Annotated in this window: 20 protein-coding genes; 12 read left to right on the forward strand and 8 right to left on the reverse strand. The window is 71.6% G+C overall.

Annotated elements, in window-relative coordinates:
* The first annotated feature begins 12 nt into the window (after positions 1-12).
* On the forward strand, positions 13-1,245 hold the full coding sequence (locus tag ABTY59_RS11565; protein ID WP_352018703.1) for an arginine deiminase: 1,233 nt from the start codon (positions 13-15) through the stop codon (positions 1,243-1,245).
* A gap of 159 nt (positions 1,246-1,404) precedes the next feature.
* A complete protein-coding gene (gene argF, locus ABTY59_RS11570; RefSeq protein WP_352018704.1) occupies positions 1,405-2,418 on the forward strand; it encodes an ornithine carbamoyltransferase in 1,014 nt (337 codons plus the stop codon).
* Between the two features lie 69 nt (positions 2,419-2,487).
* On the opposite strand, the gene ABTY59_RS11575 is transcribed toward argF, so the two are convergent.
* Positions 2,488-3,012, reverse strand: a complete 525-nt coding sequence (locus tag ABTY59_RS11575) for an ATP-binding protein (RefSeq protein ID WP_352018705.1) — start codon at positions 3,010-3,012, stop codon at positions 2,488-2,490.
* Positions 3,013-3,261: 249 nt separating this feature from the next.
* Here ABTY59_RS11575 and ABTY59_RS11580 point away from each other — a divergent pair, with 249 nt between their 5' ends.
* The 3 genes from ABTY59_RS11580 to ABTY59_RS11590 all read left to right on the forward strand — a co-directional run bounded on the left by ABTY59_RS11580 (position 3,262) and on the right by ABTY59_RS11590 (position 7,007).
* Positions 3,262-4,089 (forward strand): enoyl-CoA hydratase family protein, encoded by an 828-nt coding sequence (locus ABTY59_RS11580; protein WP_352018706.1) that lies wholly within the window; start codon positions 3,262-3,264, stop codon positions 4,087-4,089.
* Entirely contained in the window at positions 4,074-6,383 is a 2,310-nt protein-coding gene (locus tag ABTY59_RS11585) for a bifunctional salicylyl-CoA 5-hydroxylase/oxidoreductase (RefSeq protein WP_352018707.1), read from the forward strand. The genes ABTY59_RS11580 and ABTY59_RS11585 overlap by 16 nt, the downstream gene beginning before the upstream one ends.
* A 99-nt stretch (positions 6,384-6,482) precedes the next feature.
* A complete protein-coding gene (locus tag ABTY59_RS11590) occupies positions 6,483-7,007 on the forward strand; it encodes an anthrone oxygenase family protein (RefSeq protein WP_352018708.1) in 525 nt (174 codons plus the stop codon).
* Between the two features lie 99 nt (positions 7,008-7,106).
* On the opposite strand, the gene ABTY59_RS11595 is transcribed toward ABTY59_RS11590, so the two are convergent.
* Both ABTY59_RS11595 and ABTY59_RS11600 read right to left on the reverse strand, forming a co-directional pair.
* Complete coding sequence (locus ABTY59_RS11595; protein WP_352018709.1) at positions 7,107-7,928, reverse strand: PaaX family transcriptional regulator; 822 nt, start codon at positions 7,926-7,928, stop codon at positions 7,107-7,109.
* Between the two features lie 37 nt (positions 7,929-7,965).
* Entirely contained in the window at positions 7,966-9,588 is a 1,623-nt protein-coding gene (locus ABTY59_RS11600; protein WP_352018710.1) for an AMP-binding protein, read from the reverse strand.
* A gap of 210 nt (positions 9,589-9,798) precedes the next feature.
* On the opposite strand from ABTY59_RS11600, the gene ABTY59_RS11605 reads away from it, so the two are divergent.
* The 3 genes from ABTY59_RS11605 (at position 9,799) to ABTY59_RS11615 (ending at position 13,013) form a co-directional block, all read left to right on the forward strand.
* Positions 9,799-10,953, forward strand: a complete 1,155-nt coding sequence (locus ABTY59_RS11605) for an acyl-CoA dehydrogenase family protein (protein ID WP_352018711.1) — start codon at positions 9,799-9,801, stop codon at positions 10,951-10,953.
* Positions 10,950-11,363, forward strand: a complete 414-nt coding sequence (locus ABTY59_RS11610) for a RidA family protein (protein ID WP_352018712.1) — start codon at positions 10,950-10,952, stop codon at positions 11,361-11,363. Before ABTY59_RS11605 ends, ABTY59_RS11610 begins: the two co-directional genes overlap by 4 nt.
* Positions 11,364-11,462: 99 nt before the next feature.
* The gene (locus tag ABTY59_RS11615) at positions 11,463-13,013 is read left to right on the forward strand and encodes an MFS transporter (protein WP_352018713.1); all 1,551 of its coding nucleotides are present in this window, start codon (positions 11,463-11,465) and stop codon (positions 13,011-13,013) included.
* Positions 13,014-13,051: 38 nt separating this feature from the next.
* Here the strand turns inward: ABTY59_RS11615 and ABTY59_RS11620 are convergent, their stop codons facing one another.
* Positions 13,052-13,948, reverse strand: coding sequence for a Stk1 family PASTA domain-containing Ser/Thr kinase (locus tag ABTY59_RS11620; RefSeq protein WP_352018714.1), 897 nt, complete (start codon positions 13,946-13,948; stop codon positions 13,052-13,054).
* Positions 13,949-14,366: 418 nt separating this feature from the next.
* Between ABTY59_RS11620 and ABTY59_RS11625 the strand changes: the two genes are divergently transcribed.
* Genes ABTY59_RS11625 through ABTY59_RS11635 form a run of 3 tightly spaced genes read left to right on the forward strand, consistent with a single transcriptional unit; the run spans position 14,367 to position 18,552 of the window.
* Positions 14,367-14,846 (forward strand): DUF2690 domain-containing protein, encoded by a 480-nt coding sequence (locus ABTY59_RS11625; RefSeq protein WP_352018715.1) that lies wholly within the window; start codon positions 14,367-14,369, stop codon positions 14,844-14,846.
* Positions 14,847-14,854: 8 nt separating this feature from the next.
* A complete protein-coding gene (locus tag ABTY59_RS11630; protein ID WP_352018716.1) occupies positions 14,855-17,845 on the forward strand; it encodes a carbohydrate-binding protein in 2,991 nt (996 codons plus the stop codon).
* 26 nt (positions 17,846-17,871) lie between these two features.
* The gene (locus ABTY59_RS11635) at positions 17,872-18,552 is read left to right on the forward strand and encodes a hypothetical protein (RefSeq protein WP_352018717.1); all 681 of its coding nucleotides are present in this window, start codon (positions 17,872-17,874) and stop codon (positions 18,550-18,552) included.
* 59 nt (positions 18,553-18,611) lie between these two features.
* Here the strand turns inward: ABTY59_RS11635 and ABTY59_RS11640 are convergent, their stop codons facing one another.
* From ABTY59_RS11640 to ABTY59_RS11655, 4 genes are all read right to left on the reverse strand, one after another.
* A complete protein-coding gene (locus ABTY59_RS11640) occupies positions 18,612-18,935 on the reverse strand; it encodes a hypothetical protein (RefSeq protein ID WP_352018718.1) in 324 nt (107 codons plus the stop codon).
* 58 nt (positions 18,936-18,993) lie between these two features.
* Positions 18,994-19,686: a hypothetical protein gene (locus ABTY59_RS11645; protein ID WP_352018719.1), complete on the reverse strand. Its 693-nt coding sequence runs from the start codon at positions 19,684-19,686 to the stop codon at positions 18,994-18,996.
* Positions 19,687-19,909: 223 nt separating this feature from the next.
* The gene (locus tag ABTY59_RS11650; RefSeq protein ID WP_352018720.1) at positions 19,910-21,439 is read right to left on the reverse strand and encodes a helix-turn-helix domain-containing protein; all 1,530 of its coding nucleotides are present in this window, start codon (positions 21,437-21,439) and stop codon (positions 19,910-19,912) included.
* A 52-nt stretch (positions 21,440-21,491) separates the two neighbouring features.
* On the reverse strand, positions 21,492-21,851 hold the full coding sequence (locus tag ABTY59_RS11655; protein WP_352018721.1) for a VOC family protein: 360 nt from the start codon (positions 21,849-21,851) through the stop codon (positions 21,492-21,494).
* Positions 21,852-21,958: 107 nt separating this feature from the next.
* Here ABTY59_RS11655 and ABTY59_RS11660 point away from each other — a divergent pair, with 107 nt between their 5' ends.
* Positions 21,959-22,516 carry a YcxB family protein gene (locus ABTY59_RS11660; protein ID WP_352018722.1) on the forward strand — a complete coding sequence of 186 codons (558 nt, stop codon included), beginning with the start codon at positions 21,959-21,961 and terminating at the stop codon, positions 22,514-22,516.
* The last annotated feature ends 130 nt before the right edge of the window (positions 22,517-22,646 follow it).

The following is a 22,646-nucleotide window of genomic DNA, read 5'->3' on the forward strand; positions in this document are numbered from 1 at the left end:
CAGGATGGGCCCATGGGATTCCACGTCGACTCCGAGACCGGGCGGCTGCGCCGCGTCATCCTGCATCGGCCCGATCTGGAGCTGAAGCGGCTGACCCCGACCAACAAGGACGCCCTGCTCTTCGACGACGTGCTGTGGGTGCGGCGGGCGCGGCAGGAGCACGACGGCTTCGCCGACGTGCTGCGCGACCGGGGGGTGGAGGTGCACCTCTTCGGGGACCTGCTGCGCGAGTCCCTGGAGGTGCCGGCGGCCCGCGCGCTGGTCCTGGACCGGGTCTTCGACGAGAAGGAGTACGGGCCGCTCGCCGCCGACCACCTCCGCGCCTCCTTCGACTCGCTGGACGCGGCCGCGCTCGGCGAGGCGCTCGTCGGCGGGATGACGAAGCGGGAGTTCCTGGCGGCGCACCGGGAGCCGACGTCGGTCCGCTTCCACGCCCTGGACCTGGACGACTTCGTCCTCGGCCCGCTGCCGAACCACCTCTTCACCCGGGACACCTCGGCGTGGATCTACGACGGCGTCTCGATCAACGCCATGCGCTGGCCGGCCCGGCAGCGGGAGACGGTGCACTTCGAGGCGATCTACAAGCACCATCCGCTGTTCACGGGTGCGGAGGCGGGTTCCTTCCACCACTGGTCGGAGGGGCAGGCGGACTATCCGTCGACGATCGAGGGCGGGGACGTGCTCGTCATCGGCAACGGCGCGGTGCTGATCGGGATGAGCGAGCGGACGACGCCGCAGGCGGTGGAGATGCTGGCCCGGGGGATGTTCGCGGCCGGTTCGGCGCGCACGATCATCGCCCTGGACATGCCGAAGCGGCGGGCGTTCATGCACCTGGACACGGTGATGACGATGGTCGACCAGGACACGTTCACGCAGTACGCGGGGCTCGGCATGCTCCGCTCGTACACGATCGAACCGGGGGACGCGGGGCAGTCCCTGCGGGTGACGGACCATCCGCCGGAGCAGATGCACAGCGCCATCGCGGCGGCCCTCGGGCTCCAGGACATCCGGGTGCTCACGGCGACCCAGGACGTGCACGCGGCCGAGCGGGAGCAGTGGGACGACGGGTGCAACGTGCTGGCGGTGGAGCCGGGGGTGGTCGTCGCGTACGAGCGGAACGTGACGACGAACACGCATCTGCGGAAGCAGGGCATCGAGGTGATCGAGATCCCCGGCAGTGAGCTGGGCCGGGGGAGGGGCGGCCCGCGCTGCATGAGCTGTCCGGTGGAGCGGGACGCCGCCTGAGGCCGGTTTCGGGTCCTTGGAACCGGGGGCTCTCCGACGGCTGACCGGGGGCTGTGCGGGAGGCCGCACGGGGGGCTGTATATAAATGTTGAACTGCGTATACACTTCCAGAGTCCCGACCGCCGTCCTCCCGACCCCGTACCCCCAGGAGCGCGTCCCATGGCCACAGACCTCATCGGCCGCCACTTCCTCAAGGAGCTGGACTTCACCGCCGAGGAGTTCCGCGGCCTGATCGCGCTCGCCGCCGAGCTGAAGGCCGCCAAGAAGGCGGGCACCGAGGTGCAGCGGCTGCGCGGCCGGAACGTCGCCCTGATCTTCGAGAAGACCTCGACCCGCACCCGCTGCGCCTTCGAGGTCGCCGCCGCCGACCAGGGCGCCTCCACCACCTACCTCGACCCCTCGGGCTCCCAGATCGGCCACAAGGAGTCGGTCAAGGACACCGCCCGCGTCCTCGGCCGGATGTTCGACGGCATCGAGTACCGGGGCGACAGCCAGGCCGCGGTCGAGGAGCTCGCCGCCTACGCGGGCGTGCCCGTCTTCAACGGCCTCACCGACGACTGGCACCCCACCCAGATGCTGGCCGACGTGCTCACCATGACCGAGCACGTGGACAAGCCGCTCGACGGGATCGCCTTCGCCTACCTCGGCGACGCCCGCTTCAACATGGGCAACTCCTACCTGGTCACCGGCGCCCTGCTCGGCATGGACGTCCGGATCGTCGCCCCGAAGTCCTACTGGCCGTCCGAGGAGGTCGTCACCGCGGCCCGCGCGCTCGCCGAGACGAGCGGCGCCACGATCACGCTCACCGAGGACGTGCCCGAGGGCGTCTCCGGCGCCGACTTCGTCGTCACCGACGTGTGGGTCTCCATGGGTGAGCCCAAGGAGGTCTGGGACGAGCGGATCGCCGCCCTCGCGCCGTACTCCGTGACCATGGACGTGCTGCGCGCCACCGGGAACCCGGACGTCAAGTTCCTGCACTGCCTGCCCGCCTTCCACGACCTGGGCACGGCCGTCGGGCGGGACATCCACGCCCGGCACGGCCTGACCGAGCTGGAGGTCTCCGACGAGGTCTTCGAGTCGGCGCACTCGGTCGTCTTCGACGAGGCCGAGAACCGGATGCACACCATCAAGGCGGTGCTCGTCGCCACCCTGGCGGGAGGCGCGCAGGCGTAGTTCCGTGCCCGCTCGGGGGAGCCTGCGCGGTGCTGTCTTCCTGGCCTCCGGCGCCCCGGTGCGCACCTTCTACGGGTGTCGCCGCTGAGCCGGTATCCCCGGGAGCGTGAACCAGACCGCCTTGCCGTGCGGGGTGGGCCGGTGTCCGCAGTCGCTGCTGAGCGCGCGGATGAGCAGCAGGCCGCGGCCGTGCTCCTGCCAGGGGTCGACCTCGGCCTGCGGGTCCGGGCAGGGCAGCTCGCCCGGGCCGGCCGGCTGGGAGTCGTGGACCTCGATCTGGCAGCCGCCGGGCGCCGACAGCAGCTCGACGACCAGCTCGATGGGGCCCGTGCCGGCGGTGTGCTCGACGGCGTTGGCGACGAGCTCCGCGGTGAGGAGCTCCGCCGTGTCGCTGTCGGGGCGGTCGGCGGCCCCGGGGATGAGGTCGGTGAGCGCGGTACGGATGAGGGCGCGGGCGATCGGCACGGCGGCCGTGGTGTGGGGCAGGCGGACGCGCCAGGACTCGGCGGGTCCGGTCGCTTCGGTCCGGGATCCGGGGAACGCGGCTGCGGGGAACGCGGCTCCGGTGGCAGCGGGTCCCGTGTCTTCGGGCATGAGGGTCGGGCTCCCTTCGCGTGGGGCGTGTGGGGTGGGGGCATCCCGAGACGTCCTGGTTTCAACCTTACGAGGTGCAAAATCCGCATCCCAGGGCACCCCCGCCCTGGGCGGAGGGGACCTCGGTCACCGGGGGTCGGGACCTTGAGGGGGCCGGTGTGCCGGAGGGGCGCGTCTTCCTTATCGCGTACTCGTGACGACAGTCACAGCAGAGTGATACCCTCTTCGCGGAGGAAGGAGGCCCCTCGGATGAGCCCCTTTACCGGCTCCGCGCCCCGCACGTCACGCTGGCAACACCTTCGCCTCGACATCGACCAGGGCGTCGCCACCGTCACCCTGGCCCGCCCCGCGAAACTCAACGCCCTCACCTTCGGCGCCTACGCCGACCTGCGCGACCTCCTCGCCGAGCTCTCCCGCGAGCGCGCCGTCCGCGCCCTCGTCCTCGGCGGCGAGGGACGCGGCTTCTGCTCCGGCGGCGACGTCGACGAGATCATCGGCGCCACCCTCGCCCTCGACACCGCCCGCCTCCTCGACTTCAACCGGATGACCGGCCAGGTCGTCCGTGCCCTGCGCGAATGCCCCTTCCCGGTCGTCGCCGCCCTCCACGGCGTCGCCGCCGGCGCCGGGGCCGTCCTCGCCCTCGCCGCCGACTTCCGGATCGCCGACCCCACCACCCGCTTCTCCTTCCTCTTCACCCGGGTCGGCCTCTCGGGCGGCGACATGGGCGCCGCCTACCTGCTGCCCCGGGTCGTCGGACTCGGCCACGCCACCCGCCTCCTCATGCTCGGCGAGCCCGTCCACGCCGCCGAGGCCGAGCGCATCGGCCTCCTCAGCGAGCTCACCGAGGAGGGCGCGGCGGGGGAGCGCGCCGCCGCGCTCGCGCAGCGCCTCGCGGAAGGCCCCGCCCTCGCCCTCGCCCAGACCAAGGCCCTGCTCACCGCCGAACTCGACATGCCGCTCGCCGCGGCCGTCGAGCTCGACGCGGCCACCCAGGCGCTCCTGATGAACGGCGAGGACTACGCCGAGTTCCACGCGGCCTTCACCGAGAAACGCCCGCCGAAATGGCGGGGCCGGTGACGACCCCCGCCGAAGGGGCGGGGCCGGTGACGACCCCCGCCGCGCGGGGCCCCCGGAGCGTCGCCGTCATAGGGGGCGGGCCGGGTGGCCTCTACGCCGCCGCGCTGCTGCTGCGGCAGGACCCGGCCCGCGAGATCACCGTCTGGGAGCGGAACGCGCCCTCCGACACCTTCGGCTTCGGCGTCGTCCTCTCCGACGAGACCCTCGGCGGCATCCGGGACGCCGACCCCGTCGTGTACGAGGCGCTGCGCCGCGAACTCGTCCGCTGGGACGACATCGACGTCGTCCACCGGGGCCACCGCACCACCTCCACCGGCCACGGCTTCGCCGCCCTCGGCCGCCGCCGGCTCCTGGAGATCCTGCACGCCCGCTGCGCCGAGCTCGGCGTACGGCTCCGCTTCCGCACCGAGGCCCCGCCGGCCGCCGCCCTCGCCGCCGAGCACGACCTGGTCGTCGCCGCCGACGGCGTCCACAGCCGCACCCGCGAGACCCACGCCGCGCACTTCCGGCCCCGGATCGGCACCCACCGCTGCCGCTACATCTGGCTCGCCGCCGACTTCCCCTTCGAGGCCTTCCGCTTCGAGATCGCCGAGACCGAGCACGGCGTGATGCAGCTCCACGCCTACCCCTTCTCCGGCGACTCCTCCACCGTCATCGTGGAGATGCGCGAGGAGGTCTGGCGGGCCGCGGGCTTCGACGAGCTCGACGAGACCGAGTCGACCGCCCGCTGCGCCAAGGTCTTCGCCGAGGCGCTCGGCGGCCGGGAGCTGCGCGCGAACAACTCCGCCTGGACCGCTTTCCGTACCGTCTCCAACGCCCGCTGGTCGCACGGCAACACCGTGCTCATCGGCGACGCCGCCCACACCGCGCACTTCTCCATCGGCTCCGGCACCAAACTGGCCGTCGAGGACGCCGTCGCCCTGGCCGCCGCCCTCGGCACCCACCCCGACCTCGGCGAGGCCCTCACCGCGTACGAGACCGAGCGCCGCCCCGTCGTCGAGTCCACCCAGCGCGCGGCCGGCGCCAGCCTGAGCTGGTTCGAGGAGCTCGCCGGACACGTCGACCGGCCGCCCCGCCGCTTCGCCTTCGACCTGCTCACCCGCAGCCGCCGCGTCACCCACGCCAACCTGCGGCTGCGCGACCCCGCCTTCACCGCCGCCGTCGAGGCGGACTTCGGCTGCCCGCCCGGCACCCCGCCCATGTTCACCCCCTTCCGGCTGCGCGGACTGACCCTGCGCAACAGGATCGTCGTCTCACCCATGGACCTGTACGTCGCCGAGGACGGCGTCCCCGGCGACTTCCACCTCGTCCACCTCGGCTCCCGCGCCCTCGGCGGTGCCGGCCTCGTCATGACCGAGATGGTCTGCGTCAGCCCCGAGGGCCGCATCACCCCCGGCTGCACCGGCCTGTGGACCGACGAGCAGGCCGCCGCCTGGACCCGGATCACCGACTTCGTCCACCGCTCCGCGCCCGGCACCGCGCTCGGCGTCCAGCTCGGCCACTCCGGCCGCAAGGGGTCCACCCGCCGCATGTGGGAGGGCATCGACCAGCCCCTCCCCGAGGACAACTGGCCGCTCGTCGCCGCCTCGCCCCTCCCGTACCGGGCCGGCGTCAACCAGGCCCCGGCCGCCCTCGACCGCTCCGGACTCACCGCCGTGCGCGAGCAGTTCGCCGCCGCCGCCCGCCGCGCCGCCCGCAGCGGCTTCGACCTCCTCGAACTCCACTGCGCCCACGGCTACCTCCTCTCCGGCTTCCTGTCCCCGCTCACCAACCACCGCACCGACGCCTACGGCGGCGACCTCACGGCCCGGCTGCGCTACCCCCTCGAAGTCTTCGACGCCGTCCGGGAGGCCTGGCCGGACGACCGGCCCATGACCGTCCGCGTCTCCGCCACCGACTGGGCCGACGGCGGCACCACCGCCGGGGACGCCGTCACGATCGCCCGCGCCTTCGCCGACCACGGCGCCGACGCCATCGACGTCTCCACCGGCCAGGTCGTCCCCGACGAGGAGCCCGCCTACGGGCGCTCGTACCAGACGCCCTACGCCGACCGCATCCGCAACGAGCTCGGCGTCCCCGTGATCGCCGTCGGCGCGATCTCCTCCTGGGACGACGTCAACTCCCTGCTCCTCGCGGGCCGCGCCGACCTCTGTGCCCTGGCCCGCCCCCACCTCTACGACCCGCACTGGACCCTGCACGCGGCGGCCGAGCAGGAGTACCAGGGCCCGGCGGCCCCCTGGCCCGCCCCGTACCGCGCGGGCAGCCGCCGCCCGCCCACCGGCCGCCGGGACTGACGGCCCGGACGGCGGCCCACGACGGCGGTGGACGCTCGCGTATGCGCCTGCGACGCGGAACCATGTCTCCCGCACCACCCCCTGCTCTTGAATGAGGGCATGACAGAAAACAGGGGCGGAAAGAAGGGCGCCGGGCTGGTCCTCGGCGCGGCGACGGTGGCGACGGGACTGCTCGCGGGGGTGTGGTTCGCGTACGTCTGCTCGGTGATGCCGGCGCTGGCGCGCAGCGACGACCGGGTCTACGTCGAGGTGATGCGGAACATCAACGACGTGATCCAGAACCCGGTGTTCTTCACCCCGTTCTTCGGGGTGCCGATCCTCACCGCGGTCGCCGCCTGGCAGCACCGGGCGGGCCGGGCGCGGCTCTGGACGCTCGCCGGGTTCGTCCTCGGCATGGCGGTGCTCGTGGTCACCTCGGCGGTGAACGTCCCCCTCAACGACGCCCTCGCGGCGGCTAAGGACCCGGTCGCCGCCCGGGCCGCCTTCGAGGGCCCGTGGGTGGCGTGGAACATCGTCCGCGCGGTCCTGAGCACCGCCGGCCTGATCTGCCTCCTCCGGGCCCTGTCCGTACGGCGCTGGTGCTGTGACCGGAAGGGTTCACCGGGTCGCGACGCCCGGCACTAGGGGGTGTTTCGAAAGTCCCGCACAGCACCTGCGGCGCCCGGCACGCCGAGGGCACGCACCGGACACCGCGGGCACCGCACAGGACTTTCGAAACACCCCCTAGTCGCCCGCCAGGAACGGGACGACGTACTCCGCGCCCCGGTCGCGCAGCAGCTCGTGCAGGGCCGCGAAGACCTCCGCCGAGCGGCGGCCCGGCCAGTCGTCCGGCAGGAGCTCCGCCGGAAGCACCGGGTCCGCGTAGGGGAGCCGCCGCCAGGAGTCCAGGGCGAGGAGATAGTCCCGGTAGGCGTCCTCGGCGCCCGCCGGGGCCGTCCGCCAGGACCGCAGGACCGGCTCGTGGGCCGCGAGGAACTCCTCGTGGAGCCCCGCGATCGCCGGCAGGTCCCACCAGCGGGCGACCGCCCCGGCCGTCGCCGTGTACCCCAGGTGGTCGCCGCGGAAGAGGTCCACGTACGGGGAGAGCTCAAGGCGCTCCAGGGCGTTCCGGGTCTCCTCGTACAGCCGGGCGGGCGCGATCCAGACGCCCGGCGCCGCCGTGCCGAAGCCGAGCCGGGCGAGCCGGGACCGCAGCAGGTGCCGCTTGTGCCGCTCCGCCTCGGGCACCGAGAAGACCGCCAGGACCCAGCCCTCGGACAGCTTCGGCTCCGTGCGGGCGTAGATCCGGCGGTCGCCGTCGTCCAGGAGCCGCCGGGCGTCCTCCGAGAGGGCGTACCCGGCGGCGCCACCGGCCGTGCGGCCCGGCAGCAGCAGTCCGCGCCGCTTCAGGCGCGACACCGAGGACCGCACCGACGGCGCGTCCACGCCGAGCACGCCGAGCAGCCGGATCAGCGCGGCCACCGGCACCGGCGACTCGTCGGGCGCACGGCCGTACGCGCCGTAGAAGGAGACGATCAGGGATCGGGGGGTGTGCTGCTCGGCCACGTGATCACTCTAGGGGGTGTCTTGTCGATCGGGCCGGTCACGCCGGGTCGCGCAGCAGGAAGCGCTGGAGCTTGCCCGTCGCCGTGCGTGGCAGCGCGTCGAGGAACACGATCTCCCGCGGCGACTTGTACGGGGCGATGCGGGCGCGCACGAAGGCCCGCAGCGCGGCGGCGGTGCCCGCGTCGCGCGGCACCCCGTCCCGTACCACCGCGTAGGCCACCACGACCTGGCCGCGCAGTTCGTCGGGGCGGCCCACCACCGCCGTCTCCACGACGTCGGGGTGGTCCATGAGCACCTCCTCGACCTGGGGTCCCGCGATGTTGTAGCCGGCCGAGATGATCATGTCGTCGGCCCGGGAGACGTAGCGGAACCAGCCGTCGGGTTCGCGGACGTACGTGTCGCCCGTGACGTTCCAGCCGTTCCGGACGTACTCCTCCTGGCGGGGGTCGGCCAGATAGCGGCAGCCGACCGGGCCGCGCACCGCGAGCAACCCCTCCTCGCCGTCCGGGACGCCGTTGCCCTCGCGGTCGACGATCCTGGCCTGCCAGCCGGGCACCGGGCGCCCGGTGGTGCCGGGGCGTATGTCGCCGTCGGCGGCGGAGATGAAGATGTGCAGCAGCTCGGTCGCCCCGATGCCGTTGATCAGGCGCAGCCCGGTCCGGGCGTACCAGGCCTTCCAGGTCGCCTCGGGCAGGTTCTCGCCGGCCGAGACGCAGCGGCGCAGCGAGGCCACCTCGGGCGCGATGCCCTGGGTCAGTTCGTCGAGCATCACCCGGTAGGCCGTCGGAGCGGTGAAGAGCACCGTCACCCGGTGGCGCTCGATCGCCGCCAGCAGCTGTTTGGGACCGGCCTGTTCGAGGAGGACCGCGCTCGCCCCGGCCCGCAGGGGGAAGACGACGAGTCCGCCGAGACCGAAGGTGAAGGCGAGCGGCGGCGACCCGGCGAAGACGTCGTCGGGCAGCGGGCGCAGGACGTGCGCGGAGAAGGTGTCGGCGACGGCCAGGACGTCCCGGTGGAAGTGGACGCAGCCCTTGGGCCGCCCGGTGGTGCCGGAGGTGAAGGCGATCAGGGCCACGTCGTCGGCGGCGGTGGGCACCGCCTCGTACCGGCCGGGGTGGCGCTCCGCCAGGGCCAGCAGGTCCTCGGGGCCGTCCCCGCCGAAGGGGGTGATCCGGAGGCCGGGTATCCGGGCCGCGAGGAGCTCGTCGAGGACACGGGCGTCGCAGAGCGCGTGGGAGCACTGTGCGGCCTCGGCCATCACGGCCAGCTCGGGGGCGCGCTGCTGGGCCAGGACGGTGACGGCGACGGCGCCGGCCTTCATCACGGCGAGCCAGCAGGCGGCGAGCCACGGGGTGGTCGGGCCGCGCAGGAGGACCCGGTTGCCGGGCCGGACCCGCAGGTCGGCGGTGAGGACGTGGGCGATGCGGTCGACCCGCTCGCGGAGCTCCCCGTAGCTCCAGATCGCCCCCTCGCCGTCGTGGAAGGCGGGCCGGTCGGCGCCGAACCGCTCCAGGGTGCGGTCGAGGAGTTCGGTGCCGCAGTTGAGCCGGTCGGGGTAGGCCAGCTCGGGGAGGTCGAAGACGAGACGCGGCCACCGGTCGGGCGGGGGCAGCCCGTCACGGGCGAACGTGTCGAGGTGGGCCGAGGGCGTCAGCTCCATGAGTACGTCCCCTTGTCGTGGTGGGGTCGTCCATCGCTCCACGAGCGTATCGTGTTGGTGACGGCAGTCAACGGTTCGCGACAAGGGTGCCGTCGGGCACACGGAACACGCCGCCGCCCGACCCGGTGACCAGGCCGCCGGCCGGTGCGCGGGACGGCGCGCCCGACGGCGCAGGGACGAAGACGCCCGAGGGCGTCAGAGAGGGCCCACATGCCCGCATTCTCGCTCGATCCGGCACAGACCACCTGGTGTGCGCAGCTCAGCGCGCTCGCCGCCGAACGCCTGAAGCCCCTCGCCGACCGGGGCGAACCCGGCCGGGTCAACCGGCCGCTCGTCGCCGCCCTCGGCGAGCTCGGCCTCCTCGCCCGCCTCTTCGAGGCCGGCGCCCTCGACCTCTGCCTGCTGCGCGAATCCCTCGCCCGGACCTGCACCGAAGCCGAGACCGCCCTCGCCCTGCAGGGCCTCGGCACCCACCCGGTCGCCGCCTTCGGCACTCCCGCCCAGCGCGCCCGCTGGCTCCCCGAGGCCACCGCCGGACGGGCCGTCGCCGCCTTCGCCCTCTCCGAGCCGGACGCCGGCTCGGACGCCGCCGCGCTCGCCCTGGAAGCCGTCCCCGACGGACGCGGAGGCTGGCGCCTGCACGGCGAGAAACGCTGGATCTCCAACGCCCCCGAGGCCGACTTCGCCACCGTCTTCGCCCGCACCACCCCGGGCGCGGGAGCACGCGGCGTCACCGCCTTCCTCGTCCCCGCCGACCGGCCCGGCCTCGGCGGGGAGCCCCTCGACATGCTCGCCCCGCACGCCCTCGGCACCCTCACCTTCGACGGCGTCCCCGTCGGCCCGGAGGACCTGCTCGGGGAACCCGACCGCGGCTTCCGCGTCGCCATGAACACCCTCAACCTCTTCCGGCCCAGCGTCGGCGCCTTCGCCGTCGGCATGGCCCAAGCCGCCCTCGACGCGGCCCTCGCCCACACCGCCGCCCGCCCCGCCTTCGGCGGGGTCCTCGCCGACCTCCAGGCCGTCTCGCACCGCGTCGCCGAGATGGCCACCCGCACCGAGGCCGCCCGTCTGCTCGTGTACGCGGCGGCCGTGGCGTACGACGAGGGCGACCCGGACGTCCCCCGGCGCTCCGCCATGGCCAAGCTCCTCGCCACCGAGACCGCCCAGTACGTCGTCGACGCCGCGGTCCAGCTGCACGGCGCCCTCGCGCTCCAGCGGGGCCACCTCCTGGAGCACCTCTACCGCGAGGTCCGCGCACCCCGGATCTACGAGGGCGCGACGGAGGTCCAGCGCACGATCATCGCGAAGGAGCTGTACGCGAAGGTGCCGCCCGCGGACGAGACGACGAAGGAGCCGACCCCATGAGCCTGCACCGCCACAACCCCGCTGAACTCTCCCCGCCCACCGGCTTCTCGCACGCCGTCACCGCCACCGGATCCCGGCTCGTCTTCCTCGCCGGGCAGACCGCGCTCGACACCGAGGGGAAGGTCGTGGGGGAGGACCTCACCGAGCAGTTCGGCCTCGCCCTCGGCAATCTGCTCACCGCCCTCCGGCACGCCGGCGGCACCCCCGCCGACCTCGCCCGCGTCACCGTCTACACCACCGACGTCCCCGGCTACCGCGAGCACGCCCATGAACTGGGCCGGATCTGGCGGCGCTTGGCGGGCCGCGACTACCCGGCGATGGCGGTCATCGGAGTCGTACGGCTCTGGGACGAGCAGGCCCTGGTGGAGCTCGACGGCTTCGCGGTCCTCGACGAGCCGGCGCACGCGTGACCACTTGATCAACTGGTCACCCCGGTAGGCCGGGCTTAGTGTCGAAAGGTGGACTGACCGGCCCACGGATCACTCGCAAGGCGAGGCACGAGGCGCCCCATGAGTACACCCAAGCCGACGACCCCCGTACCGACCGCCCCCGCGAAGAAGGGTGGCGACGGCAAGGGCATCGCCCTGTTCGTGATCGCCTCCTGCCAGCTGATGGTCGTGCTCGACATCACGATCGTCAACATCGCGCTCCCGCACATCCAGACCGCGCTGGACTTCTCGACCACCAGCCTGTCCTGGGTCGTCAACGCCTACACGCTCACCTTCGGAGGCCTGCTGCTCCTCGGCGGCCGCACCGGTGACATCCTGGGCCGACGACGGGTCTTCATCTTCGGTGTGCTGCTCTTCGGACTCGCCTCCCTCTTCTGCGGACTGGCGCAGACCGAGTGGCAGCTGCTCGCGGCCCGGTCGCTGCAGGGCGTCGGCGGCGCGATCGCCTCGCCGACCTCGCTCTCCCTCATCACCACCACGTTCGACGAAGGCCCGGAACGCAACCGGGCGTTCGGCGTCTTCGCCGGCGTCTCGGCCGGCGGCGGCGCGATCGGCCTGGTGGCCGGAGGCATGCTCGTCCAATGGCTCGACTGGCGCTGGATCTTCTTCGTCAACGTCCCGATCGCCGTGGTGATCGCCCTGCTCACGCCCCGGCACGTCAAGGAGTCCGAGCGGCACCCGGGCCACTTCGACCTCGCCGGAGCGCTGACCTCGACGCTCGGCATGGTGGCGCTGGTGTACGGATTCATCCGCGCCGCGCAGGAAGGCTGGAGCGACCCCTACACGATCGCCTCGTTCGTCGCCGCGGTCGTCCTCCTGGCCACGTTCATCCTCATCGAGCGGCGCTCCCAGCAACCCATCACGCCGCTGCACATGTTCGCCGACCGCAACCGCTCGGGCACCTACGTCATCATGCTCTGCCTGGCGGCGGCCATCTTCGGGATGTTCTTCTTCCTCACCCTGTTCGTGCAGCAGGTACTGGGCTTCAGTCCCCTGACGACGGGCCTCGCGTTCCTGCCGGTCAGCGCGATCATCGCGGTCGGTGCCGGCCTCACGTCCAACCTGCTGCCCCGGTACGGCCCGAAGCCCTTCATGGTGGTGGGATCGGTGCTCGCCGCGGCCGGCCTGTCCTGGCTGACGCTCACCGATGTGAACTCCACCTACGCGGGCAGCATCCTCGGACCGATCCTCGTCTTCGGCATGGGCATGGGCCTGATGTTCGTCTCGCTCACCATCATGGCGCTGTCGAACGTCCCGCAGCAGGAGTCGGGCGCCGCGTCCGGCCTGCTCAACGCCATGCAGCAGGTGGGCGGTTCACTGGGCCTGTCGATCCTGGTGACGGTCTTCGGCACGGCCAGCCGCAACGAGGCGGAGAAGCAGGTCCCGGCCTTCCTCTCGCAGGCCGGGCCGCTGGAGAAGGCCCAGTTCGCGAGGACCGGACAGCTTCCGCCCCCCTGGGGCGACCAGGTCCTCACCTCCGGCGTCTCCGCCGGCTTCGTCACCGCGGCGATCTTCGCCGTCGTCGGCGCGCTCGTCGCCCTCTTCGTGATCCAGGTCCGCGCCTCGGACCTCGAACGCCTCAAGGGCGGCGGCGTGATGCCAGGAGCCTGAGCGCTCCCGGTGCGGGTCACGTGCCGCAGGCGATCGGGTCAGCTGCCGCCCTCGGTCTCCCGGTCGGGCGTCGGCCCGGGGACCGGCGTGCGCTTCGGCGCGGGGGCGGGGGCCTGCGTCGGTTCGGGGCGCAGCCGGTCGTACGGCCGCTCCGGGCAGGGCGCGTCGGGCGGGGCGAGCTTGAGGTAGACGGTCCCGTACTGCGGGTTCTCGACCTCCTCGCCGGGCCGGGGGTCCTGGAAGCAGACCTTCCAGGGGTCGGGGACGCCGGGCGGCGTCACATCGGAGTACGCGCTCTCCGGCTCGACCTTCCTGAAACCGATGGGCTTCAGGGCCTCCCCGGCCCGCGCGAAGGTCATGCCGGTGACGGCGGGCATCCTCGGCCAGGGGATCGCCTCGCCGTCGGCGGCGGGGCAGGGGGCCTCGACACGGACCACGCCGAGATCGAGTGAGGGCCTGCCCCCGTTCCGCTGCCCGGCGGCAGTCTGGAAGCACACCTTCCAGTCGTCCGCGTCCCACTGCCCGGCGTCCTGGTCGGAGGCGTCGTGGGACACGACGTCGAACCCGGCGGCGGAGGCGGCCCCCTTCGCCTCCTTGAGACCCTTCCCCACGAGCGCGGGAGGCCCGGAGGGCGAGGGGGACGCGGACGGGGAGACCGGGCCGCCGGCCTTCGGGGCCCGCGCGTCGTCCCGTACCGCCGGCTTCTCCTGCGGCGAACCCCCGCCGAGGAAGGGCAGGACGAACCAGACGGCGGCGAGCACGGTGGCGAGGATCCTCCGCTTCCGGCCCCAGGGGCTCACCCACGCGAGAGCGATCCCGACGGGCGGCAACACGACCAACGCCCCGACGACGACCCCCGGATGCCGCCACCAGCGCCGAGGAGCCGCCCGGGGAGGCAGCGGGGGCGGGGGCGGGGCGTACGCGTACGAGTCCACGGCCGGATCGTAGTCGCCGCCCCCGGCGCCGAACAGTCGTGTGCCGGCCGCCGGTGAAAGGGAATCGCCCTTCGTGGAGCAATTCTTCCACGCCGCTCTGAATGGCCGAAGCGGCGGGCAAATTTCCCTTTTCCGCGCTGCGGAAAAGCCGCCGGACACATCCCGCTCTGGGGCTCAGCACCACTGATGGGATGCACTGCCACGACATGTCCGCCTTCGGTATCGCTGCTGTTCAAGGGCCGATCAAACCGGTTTGAAGACACGGTTGTTGGCGTATCGTCACCGTGTTGATCAAGCCATTCGCGGCGCCTTCGAAAGAGCGTCGCGAAGAATTGTGAAGGTGATGTGAGTGCGCAGCATACGTAGATGGGGGCCGGCAGCGGTCGCTCTGACGCTGCTGGCGGGATTCTTTCAGGGAATGCAGGCGACTCCGGCTTCCGCGGCCGGGTGCTGGCGGGCCTCCTGTACGGACAAGGACCCCATCCAGATGGGGTGTGACGCCGACGCGGAGATCCTTCAGCAGGTGACCGAGCCGGACCAGTCGGTCGCGGTGCGGCTGATGTGGTCCCCCCAGTGCCAGGCGGTCTGGGCGAAGGTGTCGCGCGACCTCGACACCTCGCCGGACTACGTGTACCTGACGCTGTGGTCGACCGGTGACCCCGACGGCGGCGTCCAGACGTACGACACGGCGGGCAAGCTCGGAACCGGTGTGGCGGGCGCCTACACGGTGATGCGGAACTGGAAGAAGACGACCGCGAAGGCGTGCTGGAACGACGTCAACGCCCAGTACGACCCCGAGCCGATGAAGTACGTCATCCAGGACCCCACGGCCAGCGGGGACAAGCCGGTCGACGTGAGCCTCCCGCCGCTCCACGGCAGCTGCACGGACTGGATGTAGGGATGACCATGCGCAAGCGACGCCTTGGACGATACTTCGCCACCAACCCGCTGGTCGTCATGAGCGTGCTGGCCGCGTCCGCGGCCCTCGTTCCCCTGGCCTCCACGGACACCCCGGTCGCCCCCGCCGCGGCGGACACCACGACGCCCCGCCTCTTCGCCACCCCCGGCAAGGACCTGGGAGCGGACTACGCGGCCTCGTCGGACGCGATCGTGCAGGCCACCGGCGACGCCGAGGGACTGCACATCCTCGCGGCCAAGGAGAACGACGGGTTCTCCTTCTACGAGATCGCCCGCCTCAACCGCAAGGAACTGTCCGACATCGGTCCGTGGACGGGCTACGTCTGCACCACCGGTTCGGGCAACTACGCGGCAGCCGTCTACGCCCCCTCGGTCTGGTCCAACCAGCCCGGGGCCTACGAGCGCGGCGCCTTCGCCGCGGTCGTCCGGCTCTCCGACGGCAAGGTCACCGAGCTTCCCGACCGGGTCAAGCTGGCCTACTTCACGCCGGGGTGCGGAACGGGCGACGAGGTGGCCTTCACCTCCAGCTCGGCCACCGACACGAACGTCGGCACGACGACGGTGATCTCCGTCGACGCGGCCACCGGATCGGTCTCCTCCCGCCGCACGGTCGACGGCTACCTGACGCACGTCACGCCCACGCAGAAGGGGTCCGTCGGCGTGCTCGACGGCAACCTCGTGGACCTGAAGGGCAACGGCAGGAAGCTGACCGCGGCCAAGCTCGCCGCCGTGCCCGGCCCGATGTTCGCGCTGACCGCCTCGAAGGACGGCGTGGACGTCGGCACGGTCGACGGCGAGAAGAGCGTCATCTCCCACTTCGACGGCAAGGGCTTCACCGAGCTGGGCCGCGCCCCGAAGGGCAACGTCAAGCTGCTTCCCGTCGCCGACGGCGCCGCGGTGGTCGGCGACGTGAAGGGGATCGACACCCGCAAGGCCCCGGGGCTCGCCAAGCACGCGGTGACCGGCCGCGTGGCGGGCATCTCCCGGCACGGGCACCTGGTGACCCACTCGGTGTTCTCCGAGCAGATGAAGGGCGTCACCACGCGGATCGGCGCGGCCTCCGCCGAGGGCGCCGGGTCGCTGACCGTCCAGGCCACCGCGCTCAGGACCGGCGCCAAGGCCACGAAGCTCGTGGACGCCGACCGCAAGCGGCCGAAGCAGGACTCCTCGCTGCCGATGGGCCCGGCCGCGTTCGCCCTGCCCATGGACGACGACGACGATCCGCGCAACTGCGGTGAGGGCGACGTCGAGACGAAGTGCCTCTCCGGCTCCGGCGTGCCCGTCTGGGGCAAGGTCGGCACGATGGAGACGCCCTGCATCGTCCGGCGCAACGACCCCAAGCGCCAGGCGCTCCAGGCCAGCGCGAACCAGGTCGAGTGGGCGGTCGACCAGGCCGTCCACGGCCAGCTGTACGTGTCGCGGCCGCAGAACTGGCACGACACCGGCCTCGCCGCCTACACCCCGCAGGGCCTGTTCCCCAAGCCGGCGCTGACCGGCGGCGGCGAGATCCCCGCGCAGGTCATGCTCGGCATCCTCGCCCAGGAGTCCAACTTCAAGCAGGCCTCCTGGCACTCCATGAACGGCGACTCGGGCAACGTGACCCGGTCCGACTGGTTCGGCAACCTGAACGGCATCCACGGCTACCCCGACCGTGAGAAGGCCGACTGCGGCTACGGCATCGCGCAGGTGACGACCGGCATGTCGGAGAAGCACGACACGCAGCTCGACCCGCTGCGCGCCGGAGCGGTCACCACGGACTACGCCGCGAACATCGCCGCCGGTCTCGGCATCCTGGCCGAGAAGTGGAACCAGCTCAAGGCCCTCGGCATGCAGGCCAACTCGGGCAACCCGGCCTACATCGAGAACTGGTACATGGCGCTCTGGGGCTACAACTCCGGCGTCTACACCTCCGGCACCGTCGGCCTCGGCTTCTTCAACAACCCGATCAACCCGAGCTACCCGGCCGACCGGCAGCCGTTCCTCCGCTACAGCTACAACGACGCCTCGCGTCCCGGCGAGTGGAACTACTCGGAGAAGATCCTCGGCTGGGCGGAGACGCCCCAGCTGACCTGGAACGCCACGGAGTCGTACGCCGAGCCGAACATGCCGATGGGCGTCATCAAGATCCCGCCGCGGACCCTGTTCTGCTCCCCGTCCAACAACGCGTGCGACCCGGCCGCGGCCGACCCGTGCCCGAGCTGGAACGAGCAGTGCCGCTGGAGCGGCAGCGCGGACTGGATGGGCGGGCAGAGCAGCTCGAACTCCACCACCGAGCACCTCAGCTACTCGCTCGGATCGGGAGAACCGGCGCTCCAGAGCAAGTACGGCCACGGCCCGTGCATCAACCACCCGAGCGTCTACACCAACGCCATCATCGTCGACGACCTCGGAGAGCACGAGGACACGTACGACTGCGGGGACTTCGAGGGCGCCGACGACGGCAAGTTCACCCTCCAGCTCGGCGACAACGTCACCATGTCGCGGGAGGACGGCACCTGGCGCGCCACCCCGTACATCGCCGGGCTCGACCTGCACCAGCTCGGCGCGGGGTACGACCACCACGTCTACTTCACGCACAGCTACCCGTACACCGAGCCGTTCCACAAGGTCACCGGCCGGTGGCAGGTCAACCAGAGGAAGCTGCCGTCCGGCGACCAGCCCGGACAGCGGTACAAGATCTACCTCCACCTGCCCAGCCACGGCGCGGAGGCGACCGTCCGGTACGACTTCATCCCCGGCGACAACACGGCGGGCGCCAAGCCCGACTACTGCAACGTGAACCAGGGCACCCGCGCCGCGGGCAAGGACACCTGGTTCGAGATGGGCACCTTCAGCTTCTGGAAGGGGGGACGGATCGAGATGGACAACATCCAGAAGGACGGCACCGGCGACAAGAACGTGGTGTTCGACGCCATCGCGTTCGTCCCGTACAACTACGCCGAGCCCGGTCCGTGCGGTCTCGTCGACGGTGGCCTGTGATCCGCGCCGCCTTCCGCGTTCCCGTCGTGCTGACGACGCTCGTCGTCGGCACGGCGGGAGCCGCCGCCTGCGGCGCGGACGGCACCGCCACGACGGCGGCGCCCGAGCGTCCGAGGACCACGGCTGCGGCGACGGCCACGCGGCCCGCTCCGTCCCCCACGACGCGGGCGGTTCCGCGCGCCGCCGACCTGCCGCGGCACGCGGTGGCCGGCGAGGAGCGGCCCGCCTTCGGGGCCGCGGGCACGATGGCCGCCGGATACACCGGCAGGGAATTCCTCACCGGGCTCTCGGCCGACTGGAAGCTGAAACTGGGTGAGCCCGTCGAGCAGGAGATGCCCGACGGGAAGAAGAAGACGTACGTCAACGGAACCGGCGGAAACGGCATATCGATATCGGCCGGATACGCCGATCACGAGAACATGTCGTCACTCCTGTGCCGTACGGACGCGAACCGCTCCGGGGACTTCGCCTTCCTCACGGCCTGCACCCGGCTCGACGTCACGGGAGTCGACCACGCCAAGGCCGCCTCCTGGCTCGTACAGGCGAGGAAGGAGACCGATTCCCTGTACGAGAAGAAGGTCGCCCAGACCGGCAACAAGAAGGAGTACGTCGTCAGCGGAGTCCTCACCTCGGGCCCCGTGGTGATGGTCCTGCACCGGGCCTACGGCACGTACTCGCTGAGGATCCTCGGCGGCGCGGCGGCATAGCCCCCGCGCCCCGGAACACGAAGGTCCCCGCCGTCACCGGCGGGGACCTTCGCCGTGCGTCAGCAGATGAGCTCGGACGTCTTCCGCTTGTAGTCCCGCATCTCCTCCGCCGAATGCCCCGCCTTCTGCAGGCTGTCCATCAGCGCCGCGGTGTCGCCGCACAGCAGGGGGAGCTGCTCATCGAGGTAGGACTTGACGCCGTCGGCCGGCAGTCGCTCCCATTTCTCCTTGATGTCCTGGTTCTTCTCGTGCGCGTAGGAGAATTCGACCCATTCCTTCTGGCGGTCGGTCAGCCGGGAAGTGTCGACAGTGGGACTTTCTCCCCCGCATGCGGCGACCATGAGCATGCAGGCGGCCACGAGGCATATACGCGCTTTCTTCACGACGCTCTCTTCCGAATGGATCCGAGAGGCGCATTCTAAACAGCACTGCGCGAAAGGCTCAGGGCACGTCGTAACCGTTGGCCGCCGGCCCGCCCGGGCAGCCGCAGCTCTTGCCGTAGACGGGGACGTGGTGCTCGGCGAGCTGCCGCAAGGCGTCCTTGAAGTGGCACAGCACGTCCTCGACGTCCGCCGCGTCCAGGCGCTTCTGCCAGACCTTCGGCAGCTCCTTCATGGGGATCGTGCCCTCCCACGGGTCCCGCCCCATGACCGTCGCCAGATGCCGCGCGCCCACCGCCGCGCCGGTGTGGAGGTAGACCTCCTGTGGCAGCAGCCGCGGATGGCCGAGGCGTTGGGCGAAGTCGTACACCGAGAGGTCGCCGATGCCGCGGATGTCGAACTCGCCGCTCGTGGCCCGCCGGATCATGGAGTGAAGCCGCTCGAACGTCTCCGCGGCCGCCAGGTGCGGAGCCAGCGACCCGAGGCGCTCCGAGCACTGGGGCAGGGCGTCGGGGAACGCGTTGGGCGGTACGGGGATCCGCCGCTGGTGATCGTGCAGCGTCACGCCGTCCGGGAGGTGGCCGCCGCCCACGACAGCGGCCCTCCGCGCGAACGGCTCGATGGCCGCGTACGCCTGCAACTGGGCCAGTGCGCGCGGCCGGTGGACCTCGACGTAGTGCACCGCCATGAACTTCACGTGTTTCTTGACCACGGGATCGCTGGAGCGGCCGGGCTGGTGCGGGGGCGTGGACACGCGTGACTCCTGGGAGACGGTGGGCGGACACACGCAGCCTAGGTGGGTGGCAAACCGTGTCACAGCTACACGGTGGGACTTCATGGGATCGTCCTGAACCCGTGCGCGACCGACCCCGGAACCGACGAAGGAGGCCCCGTCACCCCGTGTCGGGGTGGCGGGGCCTCGGTCGATGTGGCGACCCGTCAGTCCGTCGACCGGCGGCTCACCTCGTGTGACGTCCTCAGATGTCCCGGAAGATCTCGATCTGCGCGCCGATCGAGTTCAGGCGCTCCGCCAGGTCCTCGTAGCCGCGGTTGATGACGTAGACGTTGCGGAGGACCGAGGTGCCCTCCGCCGCCATCATCGCGAGGAGGACGACCACGGCAGGGCGCAGGGCCGGCGGGCACATCATCTCGGCGGCGCGCCAGCGGGTCGGGCCCTCCACCAGGACCCGGTGGGGGTCGAGGAGCTGGAGGCGGCCGCCGAGGCGGTTGAGGTCGGTGAGGTAGATGGCGCGGTTGTCGTAGACCCAGTCGTGGATGAGGGTCTTGCCCTGGGCCGTCGCCGCGATTGCCGCGAAGAAGGGGACGTTGTCGATGTTCAGGCCCGGGAACGGCATCGGGTGGATCTTGTCGATCGGCGCCTCCAGCTTGGAGGGGCGGACCGTCAGGTCGACCAGGCGGGTGCGGCCGTTGTCCGCGGCGTACTCCGCCGAGCGGTCGTGGTCGAGGCCCATCTCCTCCAGGACCGCGAGCTCGATCTCCATGAACTCGATCGGGACCCGGCGGATCGTCAGCTCGGACTCCGTGACCACCGCTGCCGCGACCAGGCTCATCGCCTCGACCGGGTCCTCGGAGGGGGAGTAGTCGACGTCCACGTCGATCTGCGGCACGCCGTGCACGGTCAGGGTGGTGGTGCCGATGCCGTCGACCCGGACGCCGAGGGCCTCCAGGAAGAAGCACAGGTCCTGGACCATGTAGTTGGAGGAGGCGTTGCGGATGACGGTCACGCCGTCGTGCCGGGCGGCGGCGAGGAGCGCGTTCTCGGTGACCGTGTCCCCGCGCTCGGTCAGGACGATCGGGCGGTCGGGGGAGACGGAGCGCTCGACCTGGGCGTGGTAGATGCCTTCGGTGGCCGTGACCTCAAGGCCGAAGCGGCGCAGCGCGATCATGTGCGGCTCGATCGTGCGCGTACCGAGGTCGCAGCCGCCGGCGTACGGCAGTTTGAAGCGGTCCATGCGGTGCAGCAGCGGGCCGAGGAACATGATGATCGAGCGGGTGCGGATCGCGGCCTCGGCGTCGATGGACTCCATGTCCAGCTCGGCCGGCGGCACGATCTCCAGGTCCATGCCGTCGTTGATCCAGCGGGTGCGGACGCCGATGGAGCCCAGGACCTCCAGGAGCCGGAAGACCTCCTCGATGCGGGCGACGCGGCGCAGGACGGTGCGGCCCTTGTTGAGGAGCGAGGCGCAGAGCAGCGCGACACAGGCGTTCTTGCTCGTCTTGACGTCGATGGCGCCGGAGAGGCGACGGCGGCCGACGACCCGGAGGTGCATGGGGCCGGCGTAGCCGAGTGAGACGATCTCGCTGTCGAGGGCTTCGCCGATACGGGCGATCATCTCAAGGCTGATGTTCTGGTTGCCGCGCTCGATCCGGTTGACGGCGCTCTGGCTCGTGGCCAGTGCTTCGGCGAGCTGCGTCTGCGTCCAGCCGCGGTGCTGCCGGGCGTCACGGATGAGCTTGCCGATGCGTACGAGGTAGTCGTCTGCCATGAGCGTCACGTTATCTCAGATATGAGATGTGACGTGTCATCGGGGTGGGCCGTCAGGGTGAACCGAGGCCGAGCGCGGTCGGGTGGCGCGGTTCGTACAGGGCGAGTTCGGTGCCGCTCGGCAGCCGGACGGCCGCAAGGAGGCCCCAGCGCTCCTCGGTGATGGCCCGTGAGATGTCGGCGCCCTTCTTGTCCAGGCTTGTCAGGGTCTGCGCGAGGTCGTCGCACATGAGGTACACCTCGTGCTTCGGTTCGCCCTCCGTCGGGTGCACCGCGATCTCGGCGGGCGGCAGCCTGAAGATGAGCCAGCCGCCCCCGGCGTCCACGTGCTCGAAGCCGACGACGTCCCTGAGGAAGGCCCGGTCGGCCTCCGCGTCCCGGGAGTAGAGGATCACATGCGCGCCGCTGAACATGCCCCGATCGTCGTCCGACCTGCCGAGCACGGCAATCGGGAGGCGTCCGTACGGGGTGCGGTCGGCCCTGGCTAGGATCTGCCGCCATGTACACGGGTGGGGATCACATGCAGGACGCGGCCGCGCAGGACGGCGCCGTCGCCTTCGTCTACACGCCGACCGAGGCCGACTACCGGTCGGCCGTGCGGCGCTATTCGTTCGGGACGCCGTCCGGACTCGCGGGCGTGCTCGTCCCGGTGGCCGTAGGTCTCCTGATCGCGTGTTTCTATGCGTGGCGCAAGGGCTTCTCGCCCGCCACATCGGCCGTGGTGGGTGCCTGTGCACTGGTCGCCCTGGGTGTGATCCTCCCTCGGATCCTGGCGCGCGTCGCGCGCGAGCAGTACTCCGGAATGGCGGATTACGGAACCTGTACGACCGTCGTCGGCGACGACGGGATGACCACCACCGGTGGCGGTCTGACCAGCACCATCGACTGGCGGGCGTTCCCCCGGTGCATCGAGACCGACGAGCTGTTCGTCTTCATGCCCAGGCGCATGCGCATCTACTTCGTCCTGCCCAAGCGCGGCGCCGCGGACCCCGCCGACGTGGACCGTGTGCGCGCCGTCCTGGCGGCGGCGAACGTCCACAGGCTTCGGGGCATGCCAGGCATGACCGAGCGGCGGTGATGTACTAGAGTTATCTCGACATCGAGATATCTGCCGAGGCGCACCGCTGCCGCCACCCTGGTAAGGGATACCTAACTTAGCCTTACCTTAGCGGATCGACGACGTGTACGTGGCGGCAGGATGTGGTGAA

Source organism: Streptomyces sp. NPDC096079, from assembly GCF_040303145.1.
Lineage (GTDB): Bacteria > Actinomycetota > Actinomycetes > Streptomycetales > Streptomycetaceae > Streptomyces.

Excerpts from the sequence above, each read along its gene's own strand:
- ABTY59_RS11565 (WP_352018703.1), top strand. The coding sequence starts at position 13 with ATGGGATTCCACGTCGACTCCGAGACCGGGCGGCTGCGCCGCGTCATC.
- argF (WP_352018704.1), top strand. The coding sequence starts at position 1,405 with ATGGCCACAGACCTCATCGGCCGCCACTTCCTCAAGGAGCTGGACTTC.
- ABTY59_RS11575 (WP_352018705.1), bottom strand. The coding sequence starts at position 3,012 with ATGCCCGAAGACACGGGACCCGCTGCCACCGGAGCCGCGTTCCCCGCA.
- ABTY59_RS11580 (WP_352018706.1), top strand. The coding sequence starts at position 3,262 with ATGAGCCCCTTTACCGGCTCCGCGCCCCGCACGTCACGCTGGCAACAC.
- ABTY59_RS11585 (WP_352018707.1), top strand. The coding sequence starts at position 4,074 with ATGGCGGGGCCGGTGACGACCCCCGCCGAAGGGGCGGGGCCGGTGACG.
- ABTY59_RS11590 (WP_352018708.1), top strand. The coding sequence starts at position 6,483 with ATGACAGAAAACAGGGGCGGAAAGAAGGGCGCCGGGCTGGTCCTCGGC.
- ABTY59_RS11600 (WP_352018710.1), bottom strand. The coding sequence starts at position 9,588 with ATGGAGCTGACGCCCTCGGCCCACCTCGACACGTTCGCCCGTGACGGG.
- ABTY59_RS11605 (WP_352018711.1), top strand. The coding sequence starts at position 9,799 with ATGCCCGCATTCTCGCTCGATCCGGCACAGACCACCTGGTGTGCGCAG.
- ABTY59_RS11610 (WP_352018712.1), top strand. The coding sequence starts at position 10,950 with ATGAGCCTGCACCGCCACAACCCCGCTGAACTCTCCCCGCCCACCGGC.
- ABTY59_RS11615 (WP_352018713.1), top strand. The coding sequence starts at position 11,463 with ATGAGTACACCCAAGCCGACGACCCCCGTACCGACCGCCCCCGCGAAG.
- ABTY59_RS11625 (WP_352018715.1), top strand. The coding sequence starts at position 14,367 with ATGCAGGCGACTCCGGCTTCCGCGGCCGGGTGCTGGCGGGCCTCCTGT.
- ABTY59_RS11630 (WP_352018716.1), top strand. The coding sequence starts at position 14,855 with ATGCGCAAGCGACGCCTTGGACGATACTTCGCCACCAACCCGCTGGTC.
- ABTY59_RS11650 (WP_352018720.1), bottom strand. The coding sequence starts at position 21,439 with ATGGCAGACGACTACCTCGTACGCATCGGCAAGCTCATCCGTGACGCC.
- ABTY59_RS11655 (WP_352018721.1), bottom strand. The coding sequence starts at position 21,851 with ATGTTCAGCGGCGCGCATGTGATCCTCTACTCCCGGGACGCGGAGGCC.
- ABTY59_RS11660 (WP_352018722.1), top strand. The coding sequence starts at position 21,959 with ATGCAGGACGCGGCCGCGCAGGACGGCGCCGTCGCCTTCGTCTACACG.